This window comes from Streptomyces sp. NPDC086080 (assembly GCF_044540255.1).
Lineage (GTDB): Bacteria > Actinomycetota > Actinomycetes > Streptomycetales > Streptomycetaceae > Streptomyces.
Genome location: NZ_JBITRU010000005.1, coordinates 215,553 through 227,551 on the forward strand (window position 1 = coordinate 215,553; position 11,999 = coordinate 227,551).

Consider the following 11,999-nt stretch of genomic DNA (forward strand, 5'->3'; position numbering starts at 1 on the left):
TCCGGCGCCGAACCGAGTACGGCGGCGGGCCGCTAGCCCACAGCCACCTCTTCCGTCCGGTCTGCATACATCTGCCGAACCACCTCCTTTCCGAAGTACCGCCACACTAAGAACCGATCGCCGGCGAATCAACCACTTTTTTTCCCGGCCCCCTCTTTCCGCCGCGACGACCCCGGGGGAGGTGCGCGAGCGCAGTGGGCGGTACCGGCTGGAGAACAGAGGCGGTGTACAACGATTTTCTCAATCTTGCGGGAACCCGGTGTGCGCTGAGTCACGTTCAAGTTGAATGATTGCCAGTGAGCGAACCGTCGTGCCGTACGTGCGGACGCAGCCTGCAGGGGGTCCAGGTGAGTGCATCCCGGCGTAGTGGGACCACCGACGAGCTGGGGCCGGAGGAGCCCGAGCCCGCGCGGGAGGGGTCGGACGGTTCCGATCTCCTCGCCGCGCTGCTCGACGGCATGGACGCCGCCCTGTGCGCCTTCGACGCGGCCGGGACGGTCACGCACTGGAATCGCGAGGCGGAACGGATCCTCGGCTGGAGCGCGGACGAGGCCGTGGGCCGGACCGGGTTCGCCGGGTGGGCCGTGCGCAGCGCGGACGCCGAGGAGGTCGAGGCGCGGCTGATGTCGGCCATGGACGCGCCGGGCCGGCAGGTCAACGAGTTCGCGCTGCTGACCAAGGACGGCGGCCGGGTCCTGGTGCGGACGCAGTCCGCGGCCGTGCGCGGACCGGACGGGAAGCCGGCCGGGGTGTACTGCGCGTTCAGCGAGGTGCACGCACAGATCGACCTGGAGCGGTCGATCGCGCTGAGCGAGGCACTGTTGGAGGACGCCAGCTGGGGCGTCGTCCTGGTCGACGCCGACCTGCGGCCCGCGGTGGTGAACGCGCACGCCGCGCGGGCCCTGGGCGCGGGGCGTACGTCCGTACTCGGGCGGCCGCTCGGGGAACTGCTGGTGCAGGGCGTGGAGGAACTGGAGAGCGCGCTCGCCCATGTCCTCGCCGAGGGCACGCCGCCCGCGCCGGCCGAGCTGTGGGTGAGCGTGCGCACGCCGGAGGGCGAGCGGCGGCGGTGCTGGCGCAGCGGGTTCGTGCGGCTGGCGTCACCGCTGGCGGAGGAACCGGTGCCGCTCGGGGTGGGCTGGCTGTTCCAGGACGTGACCGAGTCGCGGCAGGTGGAGCAGGAGGCGTCGCTGCTGCGGTTCCGCGCGCAGCAGCTGCACCGCGCGGCGCGCGCGGCGGCGGAGTGCGAGGACCCGGCGGAGGCGGCCACGGTCCACCTCGACTTCGCGCTCGCCGGATTCGCCGATCATGCGCTGATCGACCGCGTGGCCGAGTGCCCCGGGGACGCCGAGCCCGTGCGGCTGGTGCGGATCGCCGCCACACCGTCCGGCGCGCCGGGGCCGAGCAGGATCGACGGACGGGCGGGACTGCCGGTGCGGTACGGGGAGGGGCATCCGGCGGTGCAGTGCGTGGAGCGGGCCGGGTCCGTGCGGGCCGGGGCGGGGGCCATGTCCGCGGAGGACGCGCGGGCCTGGGCGCTGGCGCGGCAGTGGCCGGCGGACGCGGTGCACGCGCTGTGCACCGTGCTGCGCTGCCGGGGGCGGACGCTCGGTGCCGTGACGTTTCTGCGGGGGGCGGGGCGACACGCGTTCGAGCGGTCCGACGCCATGTACGCGGAGGACGTGGCGGTCCGGATCGCCACGGCACTGGACCTGGCGGGCCTCGTGGACTCCGACCGCTAGAGCCTGTCGCGCACGGGCCGTCGGCGCCCGGAGGGGGCGGCGCGGCGTCCGGTGCGTGCTCCCGGCGTGCCGGGCGGAAGGCCTCCGGCGGGGCGCGGGCTTTCGTCCGGTGCGCCGAGCATGCGGGCCGGAAACCGGAGCGGGGCGGTGCGGCGTCCGGTGCCTGCTCCCGGGGTGCCGGCCGGAAGGCAGCCTCCGGCGGGGCGCGCCCGGGCTTCCGCCCGGCGAGACGAGCGTGCGTGACGCCCGCCGCACGGCAGGCGTCACTCTCGCAACAGGCCCCTGGTCCCGCCCCCCGCCGAGGGCGCGGGGTCCGGGGCGGAGTCCCGGGTCGGGTCGGGAAGGGGCGGCGGGGGCGGGATCACCGGCGGTAGAAGATGCGGTCGGCGTACTCCTCGAAGACGCGCGCGTTCCACTCGTGCCCGCCGTCCACGTTGCCGGAACGCAGCAGCGGGGGATCGATGCCCCGCTCCGCGAGCACCGACGCCGCCGTCGCCATGACGGCCTGCAGCAGCGCCGTGGTCACCACCGTCGACGCGGGAGCGAAGGGCGCGGGAACGCGGTCGTGCGTCAGCTCCGCGTCACCGACCCCGATCCCGGAGTCCAGCACGAGGTCGCAGTGGTCCTTCAGGAACGTTCCGGAGGAGTGCCGGGACGACGTCCGCGTCGCGTACGCCACCGACGTCACGCCGATGACCCGCACACCCAGCTCGCGGGCCTTCATGGCCATCTCCACGGGCAGCGCGTTGCGCCCGGACAGCGAGATGATCACCAGCGCGTCGCCCGTGCGGAGGGGCGAGGACTCGAGCACGACGCTCGCGAGCCCGTCGACGCGCTCCAGCGCGGAGCCCAGCGTCGCCGGCATCACGTCGATGCCGACGACCCCGGGCACGGCGAGCAGGTTCATCAGCGCGAGTCCCCCCGCGCGGTAGACGAGGTCCTGTGCGGCGAGCGAGGAGTGCCCGGCGCCGAAGGCGAAGAGCCGGCCGCCGTCCGCGACCGTGTCGGCGAGCAGCGTGCCGGCGGCCGCCACGGACTCGGCCTCCTCGTCGCGGATCCGCTCCAGCAGGCCGATCGCGGCGTCGAGGAACCGGTCGGCCGGCGTGCGGTCGCTCATGCGGCGTTCCCTTCGCGGGTGAAGTGTCGCGGATCACCGTGCGGTCTGGACCAGTGCCGTGTCAATACGCGGCGCCGGCAGCCCGGTTCCCTGGTTCCGCAGCCCTCGTTTGCGCTGTGCGGCACGGTTGTCAGCCGCATGCGTCAGAATTGAGCCCTGGGCCAGCGCACGCGCCGGTGAGCAGTCCAGCCTCCGGCAGAGCAATCCGCAGATCTCATCGAGGGGCATGTATGTCCGGACTGATCGACACCACGGAGATGTATCTCCGCACCATCCTCGAGCTGGAGGAGGAAGGTGTGGTCCCCATGCGCGCCCGGATCGCCGAGCGGCTCGACCAGAGCGGGCCGACGGTCAGCCAGACGGTGGCGCGCATGGAGCGCGACGGCCTGGTCTCCGTCGCCCCCGACCGGCACCTGGAGTTCACGGAGGAGGGCCGCAGGCTCGCCACGCGGGTGATGCGCAAGCACCGCCTCGCGGAGTGCCTGCTGGTCGACGTGATCGGCCTGGAGTGGGAGCAGGTGCACGCCGAGGCGTGCCGCTGGGAGCACGTGATGAGCGAGGCCGTCGAGCGCCGCGTGCTGGAGCTGCTGAGGCACCCGACCGAGTCGCCGTACGGCAACCCGATCCCGGGCCTGGAGGAGCTGGGCGAGAAGGACGGTGCCGACCCGTTCCTGGACGAGGGCATGGTGTCGCTGGCCGATCTCGACCCGGGCAGCGAGGGCAAGACGGTCGTGGTGCGGCGGATCGGCGAGCCGATCCAGACGGACGCGCAGCTGATGTACACGCTGCGCCGGGCGGGTGTGCAGCCCGGTTCGGTGGTGAGCGTGACGGAGTCGGCCGGCGGGGTGCTGGTGGGCAGCGGCGGTGAGGCGGCCGAGCTCGAGACGGATGTGGCGTCCCACGTGTTCGTCGCCAAGCCCTGACCGCGGGTGGGAACGCGCCGAATCGACCGTCCGTTGCGTGGAATTGCAGCGCTCGCCGGAATCGCGTGCCACGCTGTCGCGTGGGGCATATGACCTGAGGGGCTCTTGGCCGGCCCGACAGCGATGTCGTCCCGGCCGGGGAGGGGCGGGACGGTGTGCCGTGACCACGTGAGGAGCCCCGGCGCCTTGGGGCGCCGGGGCCTGTCCTCCCCTGTGCTGACCCGGAGCCCCGAGCTCTCAGGGTCATTCCCCTCGGACCGGTTTCCCCGAGCGGTCCGCCTCCCGCTGAAGATCTCCCCCGGGCCACGGCGATCAATCCTCGCCGGGGGTCACTCGAACGAGGGGTGTTGCCGGGCAAGAAGGCGTTTTCGAATGCATTTTCGATAACCTGCGTGCAGAGTGGCAGCGGACAGGCCGGGACACGGGCAGTGGGCACACGGGCGGCGGGGCAGGCAGTGGGGCACACAGGCAGTGGGCAGGCAGCGAGCTTGGGGGGTGCCAGGATCATGGCGCGACGTATCGACGTGACCGGGGCGGACGGCGTACGGCTCGCCGCCTGGGAGTTCGGCGACCCGCCCAAGGACGGGGCCGACCCGGCGGAGGACAGCACGCGGAACGGGCCCGGTGTGCTGTTACTGCACGGACTGATGGGCCGCGCCTCGCACTGGGCGTCCACCGCCCGCCGGCTCTCCGCGCGGTACCGGGCCGTCGCCCTCGACCAGCGCGGTCACGGCCGCAGCGACAAGCCCTCGCAGGCATCCTTCACCCGCGACGCCTACGTCGACGACGCCGAGGCCGCCCTCGACCAGCTCGGCCTCGGCCCCACCGTCCTCATCGGCCACGCGATGGGCGCGCTGACTGCCTGGCAACTCGCCGCGAAACGCCCCGACCTGGTGCGCGGTCTGATCATCTGCGACATGCGGGCCTCCGCGCTCGGAGCCGCCTCGCAGCGCGAGTGGGCCGAGTGGTTCAAGGCATGGCCGCTCCCCTTCGCCACGCTCGCCGACGTACGCAAGTGGTTCGGCGAGGACGACCCCTGGGTGGAGCGCCCCAACCCCGCCCGCGGCGAGTTCTATGCCGAGGTGATGGCCGAGTCCCCCGACGGCTGGCGGCCCGTCTTCGACCCGGACCAGATGCTCCGTTCCCGCGAGACCTGGGTGTTCGACGCCCACTGGGAGGAGCTGGCCCAGGTGCGGTGCCCCGCCCTGGTGGTCCGCGGCCTCGACGGGGAACTGGGCCGGGCGGAGGCCCAGGAGATGGTCCGCGTCCTGCCCCACGGCCAGTACGCCGAGGTCCCCGACGCGGGCCACCTCGTCCACTACGACCAGCCGGAGGCCTGGCTGACCGCGATCGAACCCTTCCTGGACAGCGTCAGCGGCACCTGAGCCGCATCACGCGGCGACCGCCGGACCACGCACCGCGGGGTCGTACCGCCACGTCGTCCGCCCCTCGCCACCCACGGGCCGACCCTGGCCCGCGGGCGGGCTCAGCCCAATGCCGCGCTGCAGGTCTCGGCTTCGCCCGTCACGGCCTCAGGACCTGCCCGGGCCGCGGTCACAGAGCCTGTCGGCGGGCGGTGCGGTCTGTCCCGTGCCGGGCGGCGGGCTGCGGGTTGCGAGCCGCGGCGGTCGGGGGTCTTCGGGGGCGCGGGGCGCCGTAGGGGCAAGGGGCCGAGCCGACACGCGGACGCGACCGGTGACGGCGAGGGCGCCCGTACGTCGCAAGCCCCGCAGGAGAAAGGCCCGTTACCGGTCCCGGCCGCACGCATAGGCCAACGGCGGGATCAGCTCCTCCACATCCGGCAGCCACCGGTTCGCCGACGTCGGCCGGCGGACCCACTGCACAGCCCCCCGGCACCCGACCCGTGTCGGAGGCCCGGCCACGAAGTCGCCCTCCCCCCGCACCGTCAGGTCGATCGACGACAACGACCACCCCAGCCCGCGCAGCAGCCCCGGTACCTTCGTCGCCGCCCCCGGCAGCACGAAGAACTCCGTCCGCCGGTCCGGCGTCAGCGTGACCGGTCCCGGCGTCAGCCCCATCCGCTCCATCCGCGCGAGCGCCAGGAACCCGGCCGTCTCCGGAACGGAGACCGCGTCGAACGTCCGCCCGGTGGGCAGCAGGACCGAGGCGGCCGGCTGTCGCTCCCACATCCGCCGGACCGCGGTGGCGCTGCCGGTCGCCAGGGCCACCCAGTCCGGCTGGGCCGGGTGCGCGCCGGGTGCGGGGCACTCCGCGTCACCGCACGAGCAGGCCCGCACCCCGTCCGAGGCCTCCAGCCAGGTGCCCGGGACCACGTCCCAGTGCCGCTCCTCCGCGTAGCGCACTGCGGCGTCCAGCAGCGATTCCCCGCGCTGCTTCGGGATCTGTACGGCGTCGGTGCCCGCGATCGTCTTTTCCACGATGAGCACAACTACGGCTGTCACCAGGGGTTACGCCAGGTCGCGTGCGCGGGGGAGGAGCACCGTTTCCCCGCTCGGGGCGCATGGGTGCATCCGTGGGGGCGCGCAGGGGGATCCGCCGGTGCGGGTGGGTAACCACGAGGGGGGCCGGCAACCGCCGTTACCCCGGCAATCCTCACATGCCTCGCATTGTCGGCACATCGGCGGGGCATTGATCTTCACGGCCGGTTCTTCTGACCGGGACGTGAGAAGTACGGCCGCGGAAGAACGTCAACCCGGTGCGTGGGCAGGCACCGCAGCCTCAGGGGGTACGCCATGGCCGCAAGGCCTCTCGTCGCGCGGCAGCCGAACGAACGGCTGCAGGCGCTCATCCAGGAAGCCGGGTGCTCCAACGCCGGGCTGGCCCGCAGGGTCAACATGTGCGGCGCCGAGCACGGCCTCGATCTGCGCTACGACAAGACGTCGGTGGCGCGCTGGCTGCGCGGGCAGCAGCCGAGGGGCCGGGCACCGGCGATCATCGCGGAGGCCCTGGGCCGCAAACTGGGCCGTACGGTCACGATCGACGAGATCGGCATGGCCAACGGCAAGAACCTCGCGTCGGGGGTCGGTCTCCAGTTCTCGCCGACGGTGCTGGGGGCCATAGAGCAGGTCTGCGAGCTGTGGCGTAGCGACGTGGGGCGGCGGGACTTCCTGTCCGGCTCGTCCGTCGCCTCCTCCGCGCTGGTGGAACCGAGCCGGGACTGGCTGATCTCCGCCCCCGACGGGCAGGTGGCGCGCTCCGCCGGTCCGCGCGTGGGGCAGTCCGACGTGGGCGCCGTACGGTCCATGACGCAGGCCCTGGTCGACCTGGACCACCAGTACGGCAGCGGGCATGTGCGCCCGGTCGTGGTGCACTACCTCAACAGTGTCGTCTCGGGGATGCTGGCGGGTTCGTACCGCGAGGCGGTGGGCCGGGACCTGTTCGCGGCGGTGGCCCGACTGACCGAACTCGCCGGGTACATGGCCGTCGACACCGGGCAGCCGGGCCTCGCCCAGCGCTACTACATCCAGGCGCTGCGGCTGGCACAGGCGGCCGGGGACCGCGGCTACGGCGGGTATGTGCTCGCCGCCTCCATGAGCCATCTCGCCGCACAGCTCGGAAACCCGCGCGAGATCGCGCAGTTGGCGCGCGCGGCGCAGGAGGGCGCGCGGGGGCGGGTGACGCCCCGCGCGGAGTCGATGTTCCTCGCGGCGGAGGCGCGCGGGCACGCACTGATGGGGGACGCGCACGCCGCGCAGGCGGCGGCGGGGCGCGCCGTGCGCGCCATGGAGGCCGCCGATCCGGCCTCCGGTGACGACCCGGCGTGGATCGCCCACTTCGACGAGGCCTACCTGGCCGACGAGTTGGCGCACTGTCACCGGGACCTCGGCCAGGCCGAGGCCGCCGCGCGGTGCGCCCGCCAGTCGCTGGAGGGACATCCCGAGTCGCGGGCCCGGCGGCGGGCGATCGGCTATGTGCTGCTGGCCACCGCGCAGGTGCAGCAGCGCGAGATCGAACAGGCCTGCAGTACGGGCCTGAAGGCGGCGGGACTTCTGGGCGGACTGCGTTCCAACCGGGGCGCCGAGTACCTGGAGGACCTCCAACAGCGGCTCGAGCCCTACCGGGAGGAGCCGGTGGTACGGGAGTTCGGGGCGCGCATGGAACTCCAGGCGGCGGCGTGACGCCGGTCACCGGGCGGCGAGATGAGGAAGAGGTGACGTAATCGACGGGGAGTGACCCGGTTTTGTTACCACGCTCACAGGGCAGGAGGTCAGGTCCTGTGCGCGTGGCACCGGGCTCCGGGGACCCGGTAGCGTGAGCCGACGATCCACAAGGTCCCCCATTGGTAGGAGTCCCGGTGACGCAGAGTGGACAGGGCGAGGAGCCCTCGGCGCGCCCAGCGCGCGAAGGCATCGTGCTGCCCTCCGACGGCGGTGAGCCCCTGCTGCCCGGCATGACGGGCGGACCGGTCGCCCCCGGCGGCAGCGCGGACGCCCGGCCCCCCGTCGGCGGCTTCCCCGCCTCGGCCCCACCCGGCGGTCAGACCTGGGGCACACCGTGGGGCCCCGGCGGGCAGGACGCGGGTCCGCCGTCGGGCCCGGACCGGCAGTCCCCGCCCGATGGCAGCTGGGGCACGCCGGAACAGCCCTCCTGGGGCGGCCAGGGCCCCGGCCCGCTGCCCCCCGAGGGCGCCCGGCCCGCGTCCCCCGGCTACGGCGACGGCTACGGCGGCGGAAACACCGCGCCCTCGCCCTACGGCGGCGCGCCGGACGCCCACCCCGGCGGCGGCTACGGCGGCCACCCGGGTGCGGACAGCGGCTTGCCGGGTTCGCACGGCAGTGCGGGCGGGTACGGCGCTCACGGCGCTCACGGCGGCGGAAACACCGCGCCCTCGCCCTACGGTGCCGCACCGGACGCCCACCCCGGCGGCGGCTACGGCGGCCACCCGGGTGCGGAGGGCACCGCCGACCCGTACGGCTCCGCCTACGGCGCCCCCGCCCACGCGGCGTACGGCACCTCCCCGGCCGGTGGCGGACCCGTACCGCCCGCCGTGCCCGACGGATCGGAAGGGGCCACCCAGTTCCTGCCGCCGGTGCCCGGGGGCGGTGCCGCCGAGGGGGCCACCCAGTTCCTGCCGCCGGTGCCCGCGGGCGGTGCCGACGAGGGGGCGACGCAGTTCATACCCCCGGTGGGCCCGGGCGCGCTGCCGCCCGAGATGCCCGCCGCGCACAGCACCGAGGAGACCCGGTACCTCGGCCTCCCTCAGCAGAACGCGCCCGGCGCCACCCACCTGCCGCCCGCCGGTGGCCCCGACGCCGAGGCCACCCAGTACATCGCCCCCGTCGCCGACCCGCCCTCCGGGCAGCCCTACGGCGCACCGGCCCCGCCGGCCGGTGACGGCAACCGGCAGCCGCCCGCCGAGTTCGACAACCTCTTCCGCAACGACGCGGGCCCGGCCGGTTCCACCCAGCAGCTCCCGCGCGTGGAGTACGGCAGGCCCGCGCCCACCGCGCCCACAGCGCACCCCGCCGGGCCCGCCGGCCCGGCCGGCGGTGGCCGGGGCGGCCGCGGCGGGGGCCGCACCGGTTCCCGCGTGCCGGTCATCGCGGCGATCGGTGTCGGTATCGCCATCCTCGGCGTCGGCGCCGGGGCCCTGCTCGGCAGCGGGGGCGACGAGGACAGCGGTGACAACCAGACGGTGGCCGCCGGCGCGTCCGCCACCCAAGGGGAATCCTCCCCCTCGCCGTCCGTCGACCCGGCCCGTGAGCAGGCCGTCGAGCTGGACAAGCTGCTGGCCGACAGCGGCGACAGCCGGACCGCCGTGATCAACGCGGTGGCCGATGTGAAGGCCTGCCGCAACCTGGGGCAGGCGGCCAAGGACCTGCGGGAGGCGGCCGGGCAGCGCAGCAAGCTGGTGACCGACCTCGCCGGCCTGGCGGTGGACAAACTGCCGAACCAGCAGGAGCTCACCGCCGCGCTCACCAAGGCCTGGCGGGCATCGGAGTCGGCCGACAACCACTACGCCGCCTGGGCCGACCAGGTCGCCAGCAAGAAGGGCTGCAAGAAGGGCCAGGCCCGGACGACCAAGGAGACCGAGGCCGGCAACCGGGAGAGCGGCACCGCGACCGCCGAGAAGGGCAAGGCGTCCGGCCTCTGGAACGAGATCGCCAGGAAGTACGGCCTGACCGAACGCCAGCCGACCCAGCTCTGACCGAAGCCCGAAGCCCGAAGCCCGAAGCCCGAAGCCCGGAGCCCCGAGCCCCGAGCCCGGAGCCCCGAGCCCGGAGCCCCGAGCCCGGACATCGGCACCTGTGCCCGATGCCCGGTCCCGGGTCAGACGCCGGATGCCGGACGCCGGGGAACGCCGGCCGGCTACAGGTCCGCGTCCCGCAGGGTCTGCGTCACATCGGTGAAGCCCTCGCGGGCGGCGACCAGCCGGCCCTTCTCGACCACCTGGAGGGTCACGTTCGCGTTGACCAGACGCGGGAAGCCGACGGCGGCCAGTTCGTCCTGGAACCGCCAGCGCAGGGTCGGGGTGAGGTCGCCCGTGGTGACCTTCAGCCCGCCGTCCAGCGCCCCGCTCACCGTGTCGGCGGTCACCTCGCCGTCGAGGGACTCCACGACCTGCCGGAACACGGTGTAGGCGATCCAGGTGGTCTGCACCCCGGCGTCCGCCGCGTCGATCCGGTTGTCGCCGAACGCCTCCTCCTTGATCACTTCCTTCATCGCGTCCCAGCGGGCATCGCTCGCCGCCGGGTACCAGCCGGTGACGTACGACCCCTCGTACGGCCCCGACGCCCCACCGGAGGCGTCGATGGCCGACTGGTCGACGCTGCCGAGCACGGTCGCGGTGCGCACCTCGGGGTAGTCGCCGCGGGCCCGCCGGAAGGAGTCCATGAAGGTGCCGGTGCGATCGCCGAGCGCGGGCACGACACAGCCCGGTTCCTCGGCGTCGGCGGCGGCATGCTCCAGGGCCTGCTTCGTCTGACCTTCGTACGAGGTGGCGGCCTCCGCGGCGCGCTGGTCGCCGACGGCGTCGTGCCCGCCCGCCTTCAGGCCCGAGTCGAGCAGCGGGGGCAGCTGGTCGCCCGCGATGGTGTCGGGCCGGATCAGGGCGACCGGTCCGCAGCTGTCGGCGAGGGTGCGGCCGAGACCGGCCAGCAGCGCCGGCTGGCCGCCGTTGACGGGGTAGGACAGGGGACTGGTGAACTCGTCGTTGGTGATGCCGTAGCCGCCGATGTACGGGATGCCTGCGGTCTCCAGGGTGGGCAGGAAGGTGTCGGCGTGCTGGCTGTAGGAGCCCACGACCGCGACGGCCTTCTCCTCGACCGCGCGCCGGGCGCACCGCGCGGCGGCCGTGGCGTCGTTCTGCTCGTTGCAGGTCAGCACGGAGAGCCGGCGGCCGTCGATACCGCCCCGGGAGTTGATCCACCGGGCGTAGGCCTCGGCGAACGCGGGCATTCCGGGCTTGTCCGTGGCGCCGGTGTCCTCGGGCGCCCATGTCATCACGGTGATGGTGTCGTCCCCGGAGCCCCCCGTGGCACCGGTGACGACACCGCACCCGGTGGTGAGCGACGCGCACGCCAGCAGCGTGCCGGCGATCAGGGCGCCGGCTCTGACGGGCCGGGTGAGGAGGCGGGGGTGGAAGGTGCTGCGGGTCTGTCGCCTGCCGGTCATGCCTCCGCACGATTCCGCCACCCGGCCAACCCCGGCGTGACCCTTGGTCAACGGACGGTGACGCGGAGGTGAATTACGGGGTCCCGTGCCACCCCCGATGCGCGGAAACGTACGATCGACGACCGTGCAAGGTTCGGAGAACTCTTCCCGTCGCGGCCGTCGCTCCTCCACCATGGGCGGCATGCCACTCAACGACATGCCATGGTGGCGCTGGCGCAGCAATGTGCGCTCCGCGCTGCACATGCTCTCCGACCCCGGCTTCCAGCGGGACGTCTGGCTGGCCGGCGTGCCCGGCTACGGGGACGTCACCGACGCCGTCTACCGGCTGGTCGAGGACACCTGGCTGGACAGCTGGTCCGCCGAGAAGTACGTCGGCACGATCTTCCGCGACTCCCAGGAGGCGGCGCTCGTCGACACCGCGGTGCTGCGCGTGCTGCGGATCATGCACCAGGTAGGGCCGGACGCCCCGGTGACCGCCTATCTCGAGAACGAGGGATGGCCGGACGCCGTGCGGGCCGCGCGGGACGCCCATGTGCGGATGGCGACCAGCGACGGCGAGGACCCCGACGGCCCGCCGAGCACCCTCGAGGTGCTGCACATCCTGACGCGGTCCGCGTAGCG

At 73.9% G+C, this 11,999-nt stretch carries 9 protein-coding genes; 6 read left to right on the forward strand and 3 right to left on the reverse strand.

All coding sequences use genetic code 11. The features are described from left to right. Window positions 1-347 precede the first annotated feature (347 nt). Window positions 348-1,742 (forward strand): PAS domain-containing protein, encoded by a 1,395-nt coding sequence (locus tag ACIF9R_RS08850; protein ID WP_399976274.1) that lies wholly within the window; start codon window positions 348-350, stop codon window positions 1,740-1,742. A gap of 361 nt (window positions 1,743-2,103) precedes the next feature. Here ACIF9R_RS08850 and ACIF9R_RS08855 read toward each other — a convergent pair whose 3' ends face one another. After that, window positions 2,104-2,859 carry an SIS domain-containing protein gene (locus ACIF9R_RS08855; protein WP_399976277.1) on the reverse strand — a complete coding sequence of 252 codons (756 nt, stop codon included), beginning with the start codon at window positions 2,857-2,859 and terminating at the stop codon, window positions 2,104-2,106. A 230-nt stretch (window positions 2,860-3,089) separates the two neighbouring features. On the opposite strand from ACIF9R_RS08855, the gene ACIF9R_RS08860 reads away from it, so the two are divergent. Both ACIF9R_RS08860 and ACIF9R_RS08865 read left to right on the forward strand, forming a co-directional pair. After that, window positions 3,090-3,782, forward strand: coding sequence for a metal-dependent transcriptional regulator (locus ACIF9R_RS08860; protein ID WP_399976280.1), 693 nt, complete (start codon window positions 3,090-3,092; stop codon window positions 3,780-3,782). A gap of 506 nt (window positions 3,783-4,288) precedes the next feature. After that, window positions 4,289-5,167, forward strand: a complete 879-nt coding sequence (locus ACIF9R_RS08865; RefSeq protein ID WP_399976283.1) for an alpha/beta fold hydrolase — start codon at window positions 4,289-4,291, stop codon at window positions 5,165-5,167. Between the two features lie 360 nt (window positions 5,168-5,527). Here ACIF9R_RS08865 and ACIF9R_RS08870 read toward each other — a convergent pair whose 3' ends face one another. After that, on the reverse strand, window positions 5,528-6,190 hold the full coding sequence (locus ACIF9R_RS08870) for a bifunctional DNA primase/polymerase (protein ID WP_399976650.1): 663 nt from the start codon (window positions 6,188-6,190) through the stop codon (window positions 5,528-5,530). Between the two features lie 306 nt (window positions 6,191-6,496). Here ACIF9R_RS08870 and ACIF9R_RS08875 point away from each other — a divergent pair, with 306 nt between their 5' ends. Then, window positions 6,497-7,882 carry a transcriptional regulator gene (locus ACIF9R_RS08875; RefSeq protein WP_399976286.1) on the forward strand — a complete coding sequence of 462 codons (1,386 nt, stop codon included), beginning with the start codon at window positions 6,497-6,499 and terminating at the stop codon, window positions 7,880-7,882. Window positions 7,883-8,058: 176 nt separating this feature from the next. Further along, on the forward strand, window positions 8,059-9,912 hold the full coding sequence (locus tag ACIF9R_RS08880) for a hypothetical protein (protein WP_399976288.1): 1,854 nt from the start codon (window positions 8,059-8,061) through the stop codon (window positions 9,910-9,912). 161 nt (window positions 9,913-10,073) lie between these two features. Here the strand turns inward: ACIF9R_RS08880 and ACIF9R_RS08885 are convergent, their stop codons facing one another. Further along, a complete protein-coding gene (locus ACIF9R_RS08885) occupies window positions 10,074-11,378 on the reverse strand; it encodes an ABC transporter substrate-binding protein (protein WP_399976291.1) in 1,305 nt (434 codons plus the stop codon). A 97-nt stretch (window positions 11,379-11,475) separates the two neighbouring features. Here ACIF9R_RS08885 and ACIF9R_RS08890 point away from each other — a divergent pair, with 97 nt between their 5' ends. Next, window positions 11,476-11,997 (forward strand): hypothetical protein, encoded by a 522-nt coding sequence (locus ACIF9R_RS08890; RefSeq protein ID WP_399976293.1) that lies wholly within the window; start codon window positions 11,476-11,478, stop codon window positions 11,995-11,997. Window positions 11,998-11,999 lie beyond the last annotated feature (2 nt).